The sequence below is a fragment of the Blastococcus sp. TF02A-26 genome, from assembly GCF_003319125.1.
Classification (GTDB): domain Bacteria; phylum Actinomycetota; class Actinomycetes; order Mycobacteriales; family Geodermatophilaceae; genus Trujillonella.
Genome location: NZ_QOHG01000008.1, coordinates 37501 through 53903, shown reverse-complemented (window position 1 = coordinate 53903; position 16403 = coordinate 37501). Strand labels below are relative to the sequence as shown.

The window sequence follows — 16403 nt, the reverse complement described above, 5'->3', positions numbered from 1 at the left end:
CCGGCCGGCTCCTCCTCCGGGGTCGTGCAGGTCACCGCTGGCAACCCATGGAGTCCAGCGCCGCGTCGGCGGCGACGAGGACCGTGCCGGGCTCCGCCCCCGCGGCCGTGGCGAGGTCGACGACCAGCCGGGCGTCCTTCTGCAGGAGCGGGCCGGCCATCGCGCCCAGCGGGCCGAGGACGAAGTCCGGGGTCCGGAGGACGTTGACCGCGAAGCTGTTGCCGCTGCCGTGGCTCAGCACGGTGCTCAGCTGCCCGGGGTCGACCTCCAGCGCCTTGGCCAGCGCGTACGCGCTCTCCAGGACGCCGAGGTTGGCCGTGAGCATCAGGTTGTTGATCAACTTCGCGCGCTGGCCGGCGCCGACCGGACCCAGGTGCACGATCGGGTCGGCGTAGGTGGCGAACACCGGCCGGACCCGCTCGAGGGTCTCGGCGTCCCCGCCGACCATGACCAGCAGCTTGCGGGCCTCCGCGGCCATGCCACCGCCGCTGACCGGGGCGTCGACGAGCGCGATGCCCCGCGCCCGCGCCTGCTCGGCCAGCCGCCGGCAGGTGTCCGGGTGCACGGTGCTGTGGATGACCACGACCCCGCCGGAGGCCATGGTCGACAGCAGCCCGTCGGGCCCGGCGACGACCTCCTCGACACCGGCGTCGTCCACCACGCAGACGCAGGCCACGTCCACCCGCGAACCGAGCTCGGCCGGGGACGACGCGTACTCGGCGGCGGTGTCGGAGTAGGCGTCCAGCGTCTCCTGCCGGCGGGCCCACAGGACGGTCGGGATGCCGTCCTCGACGATCCGGCGGGCCATCGGGCCGCCCTGGCTGCCCAGGCCGATGAAGCCGACCCGGTCGGCGGTGGGGGCGGTCACGTGACGGCGCCGGCGATCTTCAGCTGCAGGGCCTCCTCGTCGGAGAGCCCCAGCTCGGCCAGGATCTCGTCGGTGTGCTCGGCGAAGAGCGGGCCGCGGGTCAGCTTCGGGGCCTCCCGGTTGAAGTGCACCGGGTTGGTGATCAGCTTGCGCGGGTTGCCCTCGGCGTCGGTGACGTCGGCGACGTTGCCGGTCGCGACCAGCTGCGGGTCGTTGCCGACCTCGTAGGTGTTCTGCACGACCGCCCACTGGCCCTCCATCTGCTGGAAGGCGGGCAGCCACTCGTCCTTGGTCTTCGACGCGATGATCTCGGCGACGATCTCCCCGGCGACCTTCGAGTTCTGCATCAGCTTCTCGGCCGTGTCGAACCGCTCGTCGGTGGCCAGCTCCGGGTGACCGACCTTCGTGACGAAGTCGGGCCAGTACCGACCGGGCTGCAGCATGACCAGGGACAGGTAGCGGTCGTCCTTGGTCTTGTAGGTGCCGGTGAGCGGGTTGGAGATGTTGCCCGCCTTGGGGTCGAACTTCGGCAGCGGGCCGCCCGCCATCAGTGCGAGGCCGATGTTCATCTGGCCCGCCCAGGCGCCGACGCCGAGCAGCGAGATGTCGACCGTGGCCGCCTCGCCGGTGCGCTCGCGGGCGAACAGCGCCGCCGAGATCCCGCCGGCGATCGTCATGCCGCCGATGTTGTCGCCGTAGGCGCCACCGGGCTGCTGGATCAGGCCGTCGTAGCCGGGCGGGGTGCAGGTGTCGGCACCGCCGGCGCGGGCCCAGAAGGCCGTGCCGTCGTAGCCACCCTGCTCGGCCTCGGGGCCGGCGTAGCCGAAGGCCGAGCCGACCGCGTAGATGATCTTGGGGTTGATCTTCCGCACGTCCTCGACGTCGATGCCCAGCTTGCGCCGCGCCTCGGGCAGGAAGTTCGTCAGGAAGACGTCGCTGCTCTTGATGAGCTCCTCGAGCACCGCACGGGCCTCGGGCTTCTCCAGGGAGATGCCGAGGCTGCGCTTGCCGCGGTTGGGACCGTCCATGATCGGCGCGAAGCTGTTCTTGCCGGTGACGTCGTGACCCAGCGCCTTGACCAGGCCGCGCTGCGCGTCACCCCGCTCCGCGTGCTCGATCTTGATGACGTCCGCGCCCCAGTCGGCGAGCACGGCGCCGGCGGAGGGCACGAAGGTGAACTGGGCGACCTCGAGGACCCGGACGCCTTCCATCGGTCTCAACACGCGATGCAACCTCAGCTTCTCGACAGGGGGAACCGCCCGGCAGGACCCGCCGGGCGGTCAGGTGAGTCGGGGCATCCGTCCGGCCCTCGCGAGCCGTGCGTCCGCGCAGGTCATCGAGACCTCCCTCACGCCTGAGTCAAAAGGGAGTATATCCATCGAAGTGTCGAACTCAAGGGCCGGATGCGTCCTGGCTCACAGTTCCCCCGGGTGGGCGTCCGGACCGCGCGACGGCACCCTGACCAGGCCGTACGGGTCCCGCGACGGATGACCGGGAACGACGACCGGCCGGCCCCCGCAGCGCGACCGCGGTGCGGTCGAGCCGCCGGCAGCCGGCCGGTGGCGAGGTCCTCCCTCAGGCGGGCTGAGCGCTCGGCTCGCTCACGAGGGCCACCAGCTCGCGACGGACGACCTTGCCGGTGGGCGTGGTGGGGAACTCGTCGACGAACACCACGCGGTCGGGGGTCTTCGAGCCGCGCAGCCGCTCGCGCACCCACTGGCGCAGCTCGTCCTCGTCGACCTGCGCACCCGGGCGCAGCAGCACGAAGGCACCGATCACCTGGCCCCACTCGACGTCGGGCACCCCAGCGACGACGGCCTCCAGCACCGCCGGGTGCCGGCCCAGGACGTCCTCGATCTCGGCCGGGGCGATGTTCTCCCCGCCGCGGATGATCGTGTCGTCGGAGCGGCCGCGGACGAAGATGAAGCCGGCGTCGTCGACGTAGCCGCGGTCGCGGGTCGGGAACCAGCCGTCGGACTGCACCTTGCTGCCCTGCTCGAGGTACTCGCCGGCGACCTGCGGTCCACGGACGACGATGTCGCCGACCACGCCGGGGGCGCAGACGTTCCCCTCGTCGTCGTGCACCTCGATCTCGACCGACGGCAGCGCCCGGCCGACCGACCCGAGCCGGGCGCGCACCGCCGGGTCGTCGGAGGCGACGGCCTCGCGGTGGTCGTCGGGGCCGAGCACGGCGATGGAGGAGGCGGTCTCGGTCAGGCCGTAGGCGTTGACGAACCCCGTCTGCGGGAACAGGCCGAGCGCCTTCTCGATGATCTCGGCGGCGATCTTGGCCCCGCCGTAGGAGACCGAGCGCAGTGACGCCGGCCCCTCGGTGCCGCGGGACTCCAGCTCGGCCACGATCCGGGCCAGCATGGTGGGCACGACCATGGCGTGCGTGATGCCCTGCTCCTCGACGACGTCGAGCCAGTCGCCGGGGGTGAAGACGTCGAGGTAGACGACCCGGCGGCCGGCGTAGAGGTTCGACAGGCAGTTGGCGACCGCGGCGATGTGGTAGGGCGGGACGCTGACCAGGGTCGCGTCGGTCTCGTCCACGGACGCGAACTCCACCGACCCGAACAGGTAGGCCGTGAGGTTGCTGTGCCGCAGCACCGCGCTCTTCGGCGCGGCCGTCGTCCCGCTGGTCATCAGCAGGACGGCGACGGACTCGGAGTCGATCTCGTACGCCTGCAGCGGCGCGGCGTCCACGGCCGGCAGGGAGGCGAACTCCTCGATGCCGATGGTGCGGGCACCGGGCACGCGCTCGGGGGTGTCGGTGACCACGAGCGGCGCCGTCTGACGGCTCATGACCTCGGTGAGCTGCTCCTCGCCGAGCCGGTAGTTCAGCGGGAGGAACGGCACGCCGGCGAGCGTGGCGGCGAACAGCGCGACCGGGAAGGCCGCACCGTTCGGGCCGAGGTAGACCAGCCGGTCGGCCCCGAGGGAGGCCACGTGGGCGGCACCGGCGGTCGCCTTGGCGCGCAGCGTCGTCCCGGTCAGGCCGTCCTCCCGGTTGCCGATGAGGACGCGGTCGGGCATCCCGTCGGCCACCATGTCGAGGATCATCGCGAGGTTCATCGGGGACTCCGGGTGTTCTGCGGGGACGAGGCTGTCGGATGGGTGCCGGTGCGCGGCGGCGACGTGCCGGTCACGACCGTCCGCGCTTGACCTGGTTGAAGGGGACGTCGCGGTCGGCGGCGGGCTCGCGCGGCATGCCGAGCAGCCGCTCGCTGATCTGGTTGCGCGCCATCTCGCTGCTGCCACCGCCGAGGCTGGCGCCCTGACGGCTGAGGTAGGCCACCCCGGCACGGCCCGTGACGCCCTCCTCGGTGCCGACGCCCGCGGCGACCTGCGCGCCCGCGACGTCCATCGCGAGGTCGGTGCCGCGCTGCATCGCCTCGGCGTGGAACAGCCGCAGCAGTGAGGCGGCCGGCGCCGGGAGGGCACCGGTGCCGATGGCCCGGCTGACCCGGGCGACCATCTGGTTCTGCACGGTCTCCACGGCCAGCCACTCCCCCACCCGCTCGCGGACGCCGGGTTCGGCGGCGCGGCCGGTCGCGCGGGCGATGGTGAACGGCGACTGGCCGCCGAGGGCGCGGGGCCGTCCGGCGAGGCCGCTGACGTACGGGGACCCGCCGCCGACGGCGTTGCGCTCGTGGAACAGCTGCCGGGAGGCGACGGCCCAGCCGTCGTTGACCTCACCGACGACGGCCGACGCGGGGAGCTGCACGTCGGTGAAGAACTCCTCGCAGAACTCGCGGGAGCCGTTGACCATCTTGACCCGGTTCATGTGCAGGCCGGGGGCCGTCGTGGGGACCAGGAACATCGTCAGCCCGCGGTGCTTGGGGACGTCCCAGTTGGTGCGGGCCAGGCACAGGCCCCAGTCCGCGGCGTAGGCCGAGGTGCTCCAGGTCTTCTGCCCGTTGAGGATCCAGGTGTCGCCGTCGAGCTCGGCCCGGGTGAGCAGGCCGGCCAGGTCGGAGCCGCCGCTGGGCTCCGAGAGGAACTGGCAGAAGACCTCGTCACCGCGGATGGCGGCGCTGATCCGCTCGCGCTTCTGCTCCTCGGTGCCCATGTCGAGGATCGTCGCGGCGACGATGCTGAACGTGGGGATGTTGAGCTGCACCGGCATCTCGTAGCCGGCCGTCTCCTGCGTGAACGCCTTCTGGTGCGCCAGGGTCAGGCCCAGGCCGCCGTACTCCTGCGGGAAGCAGATCCCGGCGAAGCCACCGGCGTACAGGATCTTCTGCAACTCCCGGGCGCGCACCCACTCCTCGTCGTCGTCGCCCAGCGCGGGCGGCGGCAGGTCGGGGTCCAGGCGCGGCATGTTCTCGGCGAGCCACGTCCGGGCCCGCGCCCGGAACGACTCGACGCTCTCCGTCTCGGCGGTCGTCATCGGTGTCAGCCCTTCAGAGCGAGGAGAGGTCGGCGAGGCGGCGGCGGTGGTCCTCGGGGGTGCCGTAGAGCGCCCGGTCGGAGGTCGCCCGCCGCAGGTACAGGTGCAGGTCGTGCTCCCAGGTCACGCCGATGCCGCCGTGCAGCTGGACGCAGTCCTGCAGGATCCACTGGGCGCGCTCGGCGACGAAGGACTTGGCGACGCTGACCAGGAGGGGGGCGTCGGGCGAGCCCGACTGGACCGCCGCGGCCGCCGCCTGCGTGGTGGCGTGGCAGGCCTCCAGCCAGGTCCGCATGTCCGCGTACCGGTGCTTGAGCGCCTGGTAGGACGCCAGCGGCCGGCCGAAGGAGTACCGGTCGAAGCCCCACTGCACGGTCAGCGCGAACATCTTCTCCAGCCCGCCGCACATCTCGGCGCACTGGATGAGCAGGGCCACCTGCAGCTGCCGCTCCAGCACCTCCGCGGTCCCGGCGGGCGTGCCCACCAGCGCGTCGGCGCCGACGACGACGCCCTCGAGGCGGACCTCGGCCAGCGGGCGGGAGAGGTCCAGCGCCCACTGCGGCGAGGTGGTCACGCCGGCGGCGGCGGTGGGCACGAGGAACTGCGCGAGCCCCTCCGGTGTCGTCGCCGTGACCAGCAGGAGGTCGGCCTCGAGGCCGGCCTCGACGCGGTCCTTGGTCCCGTCCAGGCGCCAGCCCTCGCCGGTGGGGGTGGCGGTGACCCGGGCCGCCTCGGGCGCCCACTGGCCCCCGGGCTCGTACACCGCCCACGTGGCCACCTGCTCGCCCGCGGCGAGGGACTCGATGGTGGCCGAGTGGTCCGGTCCGGTGCCGTGCGCGGCGACCAGTCCGGCGAGGACGACGTTCACCGGCAGGAAGGGCCCGGGGGCGACGCCCGCACCGAGCTCCTCCGCCAGGAGCACGAGGTCGCGGACGCCCTCGCCGGACACGCTGCCGCCGCCGAGCTCCTCGGGGACGATCGTCGCGGCCCAGCCGAGCTCGGCGCCCCGCTGCCACGAGGCGCGGTCCCACGCGGCCTCGCCCACCTCCAGCCGGCGGAGCCGGTCCAGCGGGGAGTCCTTCTCGAGCAGCGACCGGGCCGAGGCCTGGAAGAGCTTCTGGTCGGCCGTGAGCTCGAGCTCCACCGCTTCTCCTGTTCTGGCGTCGAGTGGCTGGTCCAAGGCGCCGCCGACGGCGGGAGCCGGCGGCGTCCGGACGGAGCCGAGCCGGCACCCGGGCGGGCCCGGGCAGACCTCGCGAGCAGACCACGGTGCGAAGAGACTTGTCAATCTATCGAAGGCCGTGCGTTACTCCTCCTGCTCCACGGGCGCCGGGGCACACGCGTCGACCGCACGCGCACCGCCCTCGCGGCTCCCCGCGCCCTCGCCGACCGAGAACGAGGCTGACCTCTCCGCGATGACGTCCACCGACACGAGAAGCGCCGCCGACCCCGCGGCCGCCGGGGCCCCGGGCTCGCGCCCGCCGACGGTCGTGCGCCGCGACCGCGTGGTGATCCGCTTCGCCGGCGACTCCGGCGACGGCATGCAGCTGACCGGCGACCGCTTCACGTCGGAGACGGCGAGCTTCGGCAACGACCTGTCGACGCTGCCGAACTACCCCGCCGAGATCCGCGCCCCCGCCGGGACGCTGCCGGGCGTCTCCTCGTTCCAGGTGCACTTCGCCGACTTCGACATCCTGACGCCGGGTGACCGGCCGGACGTCCTGGTCGCGATGAACCCGGCGGCCCTGCGCGCCAACATCGGCGACCTGCCCAAGGGCGGCGTCGTCATCGTCAACACCGACGAGTTCACGTCTCGCAACCTCACCAAGGTCGGCTACGCGGCGAACCCGCTCGAGGACGACTCGCTGGCCGACTTCCAGGTCCACGCGATCCCGATGGCGACCCTGACCCGGGGCGCCCTGGAGTCCACGGGCCTGCCCAAGAAGGACGCCGAGCGGGCCAAGAACATGTTCGCCCTCGGCCTGCTGTCGTGGATGTACTCCCGGCCGCAGGAGGGCACCGAGCGGTTCCTGCGGGAGAAGTTCGCCAAGCGCCCGGAGCTGGCCGAGGCGAACGTCCTGGCGTTCCGCGCCGGGCACGCCTACGGCGAGACCACCGAGGCGTTCGCCGTGGTCTACGAGGTGGCGAAGGCGAAGCTGCCGGAGGGCACCTACCGCCAGATCACCGGCAACACGGCCCTGGCCTACGGCATCGTCGCGGCCACGCACGTCACCGGGCTGGAGGTCCTGCTCGGCACCTACCCGATCACCCCGGCGTCGGACATCCTCCACGAGGTCTCCCGGCACAAGGCGTTCGGCGTGACCACCGTCCAGGCCGAGGACGAGATCGCCGGCGTCGGCGCGGCTCTGGGCGCGTCCTTCGGCGGCGCCCTCGGCGTGACGACGACGTCGGGCCCGGGCATCGCGCTCAAGGCCGAGACGATCGGTCTGGCCGTCGCCCTCGAGCTGCCCCTGCTGGTCATCGACGTCCAGCGCGGCGGCCCCTCGACCGGCCTGCCCACGAAGACCGAGCAGGCGGACCTGCTCCAGGCACTGCACGGCCGCAACGGCGAGTCGCCGGTCCCGGTGATCGCGCCGCAGACCCCGGGCGACTGCTTCGACGCCGTCCTGGACGCCGTCCGCATGGCGGTGACCTACCGGACGCCGGTGATGCTGCTGTCCGACGGCGCGCTGGCCAACGGGTCCGAGCCATGGCAGGTGCCCGACGTCGCCGCGCTCCCCACGGTGGACCCCGCGTTCGCGACCGAGCCGAACGCACCGGACGGGTCCGGCGCCTTCTGGCCCTACCTGCGCGACCCCGAGACCCTGGCCCGCCCGTGGGCGGTGCCGGGCACGCCGGGCCTGGAGCACCGGGTCGGCGGTCTGGAGAAGGCCGACGGCTCCGGGGCCATCTCCTACGACCCCGCCAACCACGAGCGGATGGTGCACCTGCGGGCGGCGAAGGTCGCCGGGATCCCGGTGCCCGACCTGGAGGTCGACGACCCGAGCGGGGAGGCGCAGCTGCTCGTCCTCGGCTGGGGCTCCACCTACGGGCCGATCGGCGCCGCGGCCCGCCGCGTCCGGGCGATGGGCACGCCGGTGGCGACGGCGCACCTGCGTCACCTCAACCCCTTCCCCGCCAACCTCGGTGAGGTCCTCGCCCGCTACCCCGCCGTCCTCGTGCCCGAGATGAACCTCGGGCAGCTCGCCTCCCTGCTGCGCTCGCGCCACCTCGTGGACGTGCAGAGCTACACGAAGGTGACCGGCCAGCCGTTCAAGGCCGAGGAGCTGCAGGACGTCTTCCTCACGCACGTCCCGGGAGCCGCCTCGTGACCGCCATCGACCTCGGCATGCCGGCCCTCGGTGGCCTGGACCTCGTCCCGCAGGCGGAGTCGCCGCAGACGGCAAAGGACTTCACCTCCGACCAGGAGGTGCGGTGGTGCCCCGGGTGCGGTGACTACGCCGTGCTGGCCGCCGTCCGCTCCTTCATGCCGACGCTGGGCATCAAGCGGGAGAACACCGTCTTCGTCTCGGGCATCGGGTGCTCGTCGCGCTTCCCGTACTACATGGACACCTACGGGATGCACTCCATCCACGGCCGGGCCCCGGCGATCGCCACCGGCCTGGCCGTGGCCCGTCCGGACCTCTCGGTCTGGGTGGTGACCGGTGACGGCGACTCGCTGTCGATCGGGGGCAACCACCTGATCCACGCGCTGCGCCGCAACGTGAACCTGAAGATCCTGCTGTTCAACAACCGGATCTACGGGCTCACCAAGGGCCAGTACTCCCCCACCAGCGAGACCGGGAAGGTGACCAAGTCCTCCCCGATGGGCTCGGTGGACCACCCGTTCAACCCGGTGTCCCTGGCGCTGGGCGCCGAGGCCACCTTCGTCGGGCGGGCGATCGACTCCGACCGCAAGGGCCTGACCGCGGTCCTCCAGGCCGCCGCCGAGCACCGTGGCACCGCCCTGGTCGAGATCTTCCAGGACTGCCCGATCTTCAACGACGGCTCGTTCGACGTGCTGCGCCGGCCGGAGACCGCGCCCCAGCGGCTGATCCGCCTCACCGCCGGCGAGCCGATCCGCTTCGGGCCGGCCGGCGAGGACGGGCTGGGCGCGTACGCCGTCGTCCGCGAGGGCTTCGGCCTGCGGGTGGCCGAGGCGGCGGAGGTGGACCCGGCCGACGTCGTCGTCCACGACCCGGCCGACGTCCACCTGGCCTTCGCGCTGTCGCGGCTGTCGGACCAGGACCTGACCCACACGGTCACCGGCGTCTTCCGGGACGTGCGCCGCACGACCTACGACGACGCCGTCCGGGCCCAGGTCGGGGAGGCCCGCGCGGCCGCCGACCGGACCGGCGGACCCGACCTCCAGTCGGTGCTCCGCGGCCGGGACACCTGGACCGTCGGCGACTGAGCGTGCACCCGTCCCCGGCCCGGCCCCACGAGATCCCGGACTGTGGGACGGTTCACCGCGCTCCCGGCTGGGCAGAAGGACGTCGAACCGTTAGATTGACGTTCGTTGAACTACTGAGCGTGATCGGAATCCGGAGGGGCCCGCGTCATGACCCGTGAACCCGTCGCTGCGACGGAGGTCTTCAAGGCACTCGGAGACCCCATCCGGTGGAACATCGTGCAGCAGATGGCGCAGCAGGAGGAACTGGCCTGCAGCATCCTCGAGGACACGCTGCCGGTGTCGAAGCCGACCATCAGCTACCACACCAAGATCCTCACCCAGGCCGGGCTGATCGAGGTGCGCAAGCGGGGTCGCAACTACTTCTACTCCTTGCGTCGCGAGGTGCTGCGGTCGCTGATGGACGAGATGTGGCTGCTCGCCCCGGGCCCGCGCCTGGTGGCCGACGGCGGCGAGGAGCCGGCCGAGCGCTCCGAGCGGCCGGCGCTCAAGGCCGCGGTCGGGGACGACTCGTCCCGCTCCGCCGCCCTGCTGACCTGGTAGCCCACTCCTCTCCTCGACGGCGCGTGCCGCCCGCCCGGGTCCTCCCGGGTGGGCCGGCACGCGCCGTCGCCGTTGTGCCGTTGCCGTAGGGTCCACCCGCTCTCGGCAGGAAGGACGACCCATGGCGACCGACTCCGGCGACGCGGTGCTGGTGAGCGAACCGGCGACCGGCGTCCGGCTGATCACGCTCAACCGGCCCGGCGTGCGCAACGCGATGACCGCGGAGATGACCGTGGCGTGGGACCGCGCCCTCGACGAGGTCACCGCCGACCGCGACACCCGCGTCGTCGTCGTGACCGGCGGGGGCAGCTCGTTCTGCTCCGGCGCCGACCTCTCCTGGCTGGACCAGGGGTCCGACGAGGACGTCACCATCGACCGGCTCCGCGACCGGATGCTGCCCTTCTACCGCAGCTGGCTGCGGCCCCGGCAGCTGCCGTTCCCCGTGCTCGCCGCCGTCAACGGCGCCACCGTGGGGGCCGGCGTGTGCCTCGCCCTGGCCTGCGACCTGCGCTTCGCCGCCACCGGCGCACGGTTCAGCACCCCGTTCATCTACCGCGGCACGCACGGCGGGATGGGCGCGACCTGGCTGCTCCCGGAGGCCATCGGCGTCTCCCGTGCCCGCGAGATGCTCTTCACCGGCCGCGAGGTCGCCGCCGCGGAGGCACTGGACTGGGGCCTGGTCACCGAGGTCGCCGACGACGTGCTGCCGCACACCCTCGCCGTCGCCGAGCGACTGGCGCAGGCCGCGCCGATCGCCGCCCGTCTCACCAAGACCGGGCTGGAGCAGTCGGCCGCGGGGCTCGAGGCCTCCCTGCAGTGGGAGGCCATGGCCCAGCCGGTGACGATGACCACCGACGACCTGCACGAGGGCATCGCGGCGTTCCGGCAGAACCGGCCGCCCCGCTTCCTCGGCCGCTGACCCTGCGCCGGGGCGGCGCGCGTCGGCCGCGGCGGCCTCAGCCGACGGAGCGCAGGTGGCCGCGGCGCGGCCGGCCCACGGCGGCGGCCCGACCGGCCCGCCGACCGGCGGCGACCAGCAGCGCACTGTCCTCCGTCGGCACCGGTGCCGGTCCCGTCCGCTCCGCGAGGGCGGCGTAGAGACCCGGCACCTCGCCGGCGTCGCCGACGCACAGCTGGGCGGTGGCCGGGTCCACCCGGAGCTCGGCCAGCGCCTCGACCGAGGTCCCCGCACCGGTCGCGCGAGCGCACCACGCCCGGACCTCGAGCTCCGGAGTGGGAGCGGGCGCCCCGTCCCCGACCAGGCTGAGCCGTCGGCGCGGTCCGACGCCCGAGGGCCGCCGGGCCACCCCGGCGGCCCAGACCGCCGGCCCGACGAAGTCCCAGCCGGCCCGGTCGGTGCCGAGCACCACGGCGGACGCGGTGACGGTGCCGACCTCCGAGGCGTCGTGCCACACCGCCTCGGCGGCCCGGCGCAGCGTGCGGGCCAGCCCGGCCGACCACCGCGGCGTCCAGGAGCTCAGCCGGTCCAGCCACCAGTAGCGGGCACCGGACGCGGTGCACAGGTCCATCGCGGCGTACCCGACCCCGGCGACCCGGCCACCCTCGACGACGAGCTCGTGCACCGCCGTCTGCCGGCGCACCTCCACGCCCGCGGCCACCGCCTCGGCGCGCAGCGTCGACAGCGGGGGGACGGCAGCACCCGGACGCGACCGGAAGCGTCGGCGCACGCGCAGCGCGGGACGGTCGGCGACGGCCGGCACCACCGGTCGGACCCGGAGGCCGCGGCGGTCCAGCACGAGGACGCGAGCCCCGGCCCGGGCCGCCTCGAGCGCGGCGGCCGCACCGGCCACACCGAACCCGACGACCACGACGTCGTAGTCCTCCGTTGCCGACATCGGCCAGCCTCCTCGCCAGCGCGCCACGCCCTCCGGGGGACCCGGCGGTGTGGGCCGGATCACCCGGCACGGCGACCGTACGGAGCCCGGTGACACGTGTCAACGGTCACGTGGCACTTTGTGCCATCGTTACCGGAAAGGTCTCGGTACGGGCCTCGCCACGAGACCGGGCAGGTCAGGTCGTCTCGCCCTGGAGCACCGTGAACGTGCCCTCCGGAACGCTCCCCGCAGGCTCCTCCGCCCCACCGAGGGCGTGCCCGATCGCCTGCCGGATGGAGCTGACGGAGGTGCGGACGTCGAAGGTGACGGTGCTCAGCCGTGGTGTCACCAGCTGCCCGACGCTCCCCCCGCCGACGCCGACCACACCGACGTCGCCCGGGACCGCCGCCCGGAGCGCCAGCGCCGCGAACGCCACGGCGACCGCGACCTCGTCGTTCGAGCACGCGATGCCCACCGGGGCCCCGCGGGTGCGCAGGAGCTCGCACACCGCGGTCTGCGCGCCGGCGGCGTCCAGCGGCACGCTGATCGTGGCCGGCGCGGCCAGCCCGGCATCGGCGCAGACCTCGGCGACCACCGAGGCCCGCATCCGGCCGAACGGGTCGTCGCGCCGGTCGACGAGGTAGGCGTAGGCCAGGGTCGTGTACCCCCGCTCGAGGAGGTGCTCGGCCTGCCCTCGGGCGATGGCGTAGTTCCCCTCGTCGACTCCTCGCACGTTGCGCGGCCGCGGCGACAGCAACGGGCAGCCCTGCTCCTCGAGCGCGTCGAGGGCCGCCGGCGAGAGACTCCCGAGGTCCACCAGGCCGGCCGGCCGCAGCGTGTCGACCAGGTGCTGGAGGCGGGCGAGGTTGTCGGCCGGACCGCCACCGCGGTCGAAGTGGACGACGGTGTTGTAGCCGACGTCGTCGAGGTCGGCGGCGATCGCCTCGATGATGTCCTGCACGTTGGTCAGCGTGGTGTTGGGCACCGCGAGGACGACGAGGTCGCTGCGGCCGAGGACCAGCGAGCGGCCCGCGGCGGACGGCACGTACCCCAGCCGGGCGGCCGTCTCCCGCACCCGCTCGACCGTCTCCTCGGAGAAGCGGGTCACCTGGCCGTTGAGGATGTGGCTGACCGTGGACCGCGACACTCCGGCCACGCGGGCGACGTCCGCACTGGTCGCTCCCGGACGCCGGGACGTCGGGGGCAGCACCGCCAGACGCTCCGACTCGATCGACACCGACGACTCCCGGACGCTCGGGGCTCCCGCCTGGGTTCGCGGCAGCCGTACAGCGGCCCGGCACCGGTCGGGGCCGGCCGCGCGACGGCACAGTGTGACCTACGTCGTCGATTCGAAGTATTTACGACCTTCCACCGCTCGTCTACCTTCGGGGCAGCGTTCCCTCCGGAGCAGGTGGGCGCCTGGGCAGAACTGCGAGGTGAGCCGTGCCGGGACCGAGGCTCCCCGTACCCCAGGACCCCGTCGCGGCGTCCCTCCCCGGACCGCTCCCCGCGCGTGCCGACGCCTCCTCCGCCGTCGCCGCACCCGGCTGAGCCCCGCGTCCCCGCCGACCGGCACGCCGCGGCCCCCCGTCCCCGACCCCGGAACCCGAGGAGCACCGTCATGGCCCAGGGCCTGTTCATCGCCCACAGCAGCGCCGTCCCCGGCCGGGAGGCCGAGTACGAGCAGTGGTACGACGAGATCCACGTCCCGGACGTCCGGGCGGCGATCCCGTCGGTGACCGCGGTGCACCGCTACCGCCGGGTGGACCTGGCCGGCGGCGGGGGCGCTCCGCGCTACGTCGCGGTGTACGAGCTCGCCGACGCCGACGTCGCCACCGCGGCGGCCCAGCTGGGCGCCGCGGGGGCCGAGGGCCGGCTGCGCATGACCGACGCGATGGACGTCTCGGACAACCCGCCGGAGCTCCAGTGGTACGCCGCCACCGGCGCCACCGCGGTCTGAGTCCCGGTGCGGCAGCAGGCCCGGCGGACGGGTGACCACGGCATCGGCCAGATGGTCCACGTCATCCACGTCACCGAGGACGCGCAGGCGCTGCGCGAGTTCTACGAGCGCGTGCTCGGCGGATTCGTCTACAGCGGCGTCGACGGACCGGACTACCTCGACTGGGAGGACCGCTACGCCACGCTGCTCGTGGTCGGCGACCTCTGCGTCGAGACCATGGCGCCGAGGCTCCCGCCGGACCCCCGGTTCTCCGTGGCCCGCTTCCACACGAAGTACGGCCGCCACCTGCACTCGGTGGGCTACAAGGTCGACGACCTGGAGGGCCTGCAGCAGCGCCTCCTGGACCGCGGCATCTCGATCAGCAGTCCCGGTGGCGGGAAGCTCTCGGCGGTCGACCCCGACGCCGCCTACCTCTTCCCGAGCCCCCGTCAGACCGCCGGCCTGCTGGTGGAGCTGACCACCCACGACATGCGCGGCGACCCCCGGCTGCTGGACACCTGGTCGTCCCTGGTCGGCATGTGGCGCACGCACCCGCTCACCCTCGAGTGCCTGAGCTCGGTGGTCCTCGCCGTCGAGGACCTGGCCGCGGCCGTCGGCACCTACGTCGACGCGCTCCAGGCGGTCCCGCTCGCCTCCGGCACCGACGCGGAGCTCGACGCGCAGTTCCAGGTCCTGCAGCTGGGCGACTGCCTGCTGGAGATCGTGCAGCCCCGCTCCCCCGACTCCGACCTGGGCCGGCACGTCGCCCGGTGGGGCAACATGATCTACGGCCTGCGCTTCCTCGTCCGGGACGTCGACGCCGCCGAGCGGTGGCTGGCGCACAACGACGTCCGCACCACCCGGGTCCGCGACGACCTGCTGGTGACCCACCCCGACGACAGCCACGGCGCGCCGCTGTTCTTCGGCACCGCGCACGCGCACGACGGCCGGGCCGCGACGCGACCGGCCCCTCCCACGGACCCGCACACGACAGGGAAGAAGGACCAGCAGTGAAGAAGCAGGTGAAGGTCACCGGGGACTTCGGCCTCGGTCAGATGGTGCACGTCGTCCACATGGCCGACGACGCCCAGAAGCTGCGCGAGTTCTACGAGCGCGTCTTCGGCGGCTTCGTCTACATGGGCATCGAGGAGCCGAACTACCTCCCGGTCGAGGACCGGCACGCCACCCTCCTCATGATCTCCGACCTGTGCATCGAGACCATGTCGCCGGCTCAGCCGGTCAACGCGGAGCTGCCGGTCGGCAAGTTCTTCACGAAGTTCGGCACGCACCTGCACTCGGTCGGCTACAAGGTCGAGGACCTCGGCGGGCTCGTCGACCGGCTGGTCTCGAAGGGCATCTACATCGGCCGGCCCGGCGGTGGCCGGGTCGAGCACGCCGAGCCCGACCTCATCTACTGCTACCCCAGTCCCCGCGACACCTACGGGCTGATGGTCGAGCTGTGCATGCACGACATGCCCAACGACCCCCGTGACCAGGAGACCTGGTCGTCGCTGCACAAGATGTGGCTGTCGCACCCGCTCACCATCGAGCGCTTCTCGTACGTGACCCTGGGCGTGAAGAACCTGGACAAGGCCGTCGAGACCTACGTCGACGAGTTCCAGGCCATCCCCATCGAGCACGGCGTCGACCCGGACCTGCAGGCCCGGTACGCGACCCTGCAGCTCGGCGACTGCCTGCTGCAGATCGCCGAGCCGCAGTCCGCCGACTCCGACCTGGGCCGGCACGTCGCCCAGTGGGGCAACATGATCTACGGCCTGCGGTTCAAGGTCACCGACCTGGACTCCGCCGAAGCGTGGCTCACGACGCAGGGCGTGCGCTCGACCCGGCTCCGCGACACGCTGCTGATGACCGACCCCGAGGACTCCTTCAACGCCCCGATCTTCCTGAGCACCGAGGAGATCCACGGCGACCCCTTCGCCTGAGCGGGCTCGACGGGCCCGGGCGACGCGACGTCGTCCCGGGCCCGTCGCACGCCGGTGGCCGGGCGGACGACGTGCCTAGGATCCGCGGCGTGCAGGAGGATCCGCGGGACGTCGTCGCCCGCTACTGGGACGGGCTGTGGCACCGGCGGGACCTCGCGGTCGTCGACGAACTCATCGGCGACACCTACGTGCGGCACTCCTCGGCGGGCACGCTGACCCTGAGCCGGGCGGAGTTCAAGCGGGAGATCGCCGGCGCCTGGCGGCTGCTGCACGACGCGACCACCACCGTGGACGACCAGATCGCCGAGGGGGACCGCGTCTGGACCCGCGCCACTACCCAGGGGATCAACCTGGACACCGGTGCCATGACGGTGGTGACGTGGTTGACGGTCCACCGCCTGGACGGCGGCCGGATCGTGGAGTCCTGGACCGCGTCGCTGCCGGGGGTCGACTGGCGGCGGTGACCGGTCC

At 73.2% G+C, this 16403-nt stretch carries 15 protein-coding genes; 8 read left to right on the top strand and 7 right to left on the bottom strand.

Annotation, left to right across the window (positions count from 1 at the left end):
* Window positions 1-31: 31 nt before the first annotated feature.
* The 5 genes from DQ240_RS10815 to DQ240_RS10795 all read right to left on the bottom strand — a co-directional run bounded on the left by DQ240_RS10815 (window position 32) and on the right by DQ240_RS10795 (window position 6405).
* Window positions 32-868, bottom strand: coding sequence for an NAD(P)-dependent oxidoreductase (locus DQ240_RS10815; RefSeq protein ID WP_199589239.1), 837 nt, complete (start codon window positions 866-868; stop codon window positions 32-34).
* Window positions 865-2091, bottom strand: coding sequence for a CaiB/BaiF CoA-transferase family protein (locus tag DQ240_RS10810; protein ID WP_199589238.1), 1227 nt, complete (start codon window positions 2089-2091; stop codon window positions 865-867). The genes DQ240_RS10815 and DQ240_RS10810 overlap by 4 nt, the downstream gene beginning before the upstream one ends.
* Before the next feature lie 352 nt (window positions 2092-2443).
* Window positions 2444-3943, bottom strand: a complete 1500-nt coding sequence (locus DQ240_RS10805; protein WP_113839621.1) for a class I adenylate-forming enzyme family protein — start codon at window positions 3941-3943, stop codon at window positions 2444-2446.
* Between the two features lie 70 nt (window positions 3944-4013).
* Window positions 4014-5261 carry an acyl-CoA dehydrogenase family protein gene (locus tag DQ240_RS10800; RefSeq protein WP_113839620.1) on the bottom strand — a complete coding sequence of 416 codons (1248 nt, stop codon included), beginning with the start codon at window positions 5259-5261 and terminating at the stop codon, window positions 4014-4016.
* Between the two features lie 13 nt (window positions 5262-5274).
* The gene (locus tag DQ240_RS10795) at window positions 5275-6405 is read right to left on the bottom strand and encodes an acyl-CoA dehydrogenase family protein (protein ID WP_113839619.1); all 1131 of its coding nucleotides are present in this window, start codon (window positions 6403-6405) and stop codon (window positions 5275-5277) included.
* 271 nt (window positions 6406-6676) lie between these two features.
* Between DQ240_RS10795 and DQ240_RS10790 the strand changes: the two genes are divergently transcribed.
* The 4 genes from DQ240_RS10790 (at window position 6677) to DQ240_RS10775 (ending at window position 11134) form a co-directional block, all read left to right on the top strand.
* Window positions 6677-8593 (top strand): 2-oxoacid:acceptor oxidoreductase subunit alpha, encoded by a 1917-nt coding sequence (locus DQ240_RS10790; protein ID WP_113839618.1) that lies wholly within the window; start codon window positions 6677-6679, stop codon window positions 8591-8593.
* Window positions 8590-9675 (top strand): 2-oxoacid:ferredoxin oxidoreductase subunit beta, encoded by a 1086-nt coding sequence (locus DQ240_RS10785; protein ID WP_113839617.1) that lies wholly within the window; start codon window positions 8590-8592, stop codon window positions 9673-9675. Before DQ240_RS10790 ends, DQ240_RS10785 begins: the two co-directional genes overlap by 4 nt.
* 147 nt (window positions 9676-9822) lie before the next feature.
* Window positions 9823-10215 carry a helix-turn-helix transcriptional regulator gene (locus tag DQ240_RS10780; protein WP_113839616.1) on the top strand — a complete coding sequence of 131 codons (393 nt, stop codon included), beginning with the start codon at window positions 9823-9825 and terminating at the stop codon, window positions 10213-10215.
* Between the two features lie 121 nt (window positions 10216-10336).
* Window positions 10337-11134, top strand: a complete 798-nt coding sequence (locus tag DQ240_RS10775; protein WP_113839615.1) for an enoyl-CoA hydratase/isomerase family protein — start codon at window positions 10337-10339, stop codon at window positions 11132-11134.
* Window positions 11135-11171: 37 nt separating this feature from the next.
* Here the strand turns inward: DQ240_RS10775 and DQ240_RS23595 are convergent, their stop codons facing one another.
* The gene (locus tag DQ240_RS23595; RefSeq protein WP_199589237.1) at window positions 11172-12071 is read right to left on the bottom strand and encodes an FAD-binding protein; all 900 of its coding nucleotides are present in this window, start codon (window positions 12069-12071) and stop codon (window positions 11172-11174) included.
* 175 nt (window positions 12072-12246) lie between these two features.
* Complete coding sequence (locus tag DQ240_RS10765; protein ID WP_113839614.1) at window positions 12247-13287, bottom strand: LacI family DNA-binding transcriptional regulator; 1041 nt, start codon at window positions 13285-13287, stop codon at window positions 12247-12249.
* A 384-nt stretch (window positions 13288-13671) separates the two neighbouring features.
* On the opposite strand from DQ240_RS10765, the gene DQ240_RS10760 reads away from it, so the two are divergent.
* The 4 genes from DQ240_RS10760 (at window position 13672) to DQ240_RS23260 (ending at window position 16396) form a co-directional block, all read left to right on the top strand.
* Window positions 13672-14010, top strand: coding sequence for a DUF4286 family protein (locus DQ240_RS10760; protein WP_113839613.1), 339 nt, complete (start codon window positions 13672-13674; stop codon window positions 14008-14010).
* 6 nt (window positions 14011-14016) lie between these two features.
* Entirely contained in the window at window positions 14017-15003 is a 987-nt protein-coding gene (locus tag DQ240_RS10755) for a VOC family protein (protein ID WP_113839612.1), read from the top strand.
* The gene (locus DQ240_RS10750; protein WP_113839611.1) at window positions 15000-15932 is read left to right on the top strand and encodes a VOC family protein; all 933 of its coding nucleotides are present in this window, start codon (window positions 15000-15002) and stop codon (window positions 15930-15932) included. The genes DQ240_RS10755 and DQ240_RS10750 overlap by 4 nt, the downstream gene beginning before the upstream one ends.
* 89 nt (window positions 15933-16021) lie before the next feature.
* The gene (locus DQ240_RS23260) at window positions 16022-16396 is read left to right on the top strand and encodes an ester cyclase (RefSeq protein WP_158548636.1); all 375 of its coding nucleotides are present in this window, start codon (window positions 16022-16024) and stop codon (window positions 16394-16396) included.
* Window positions 16397-16403 lie beyond the last annotated feature (7 nt).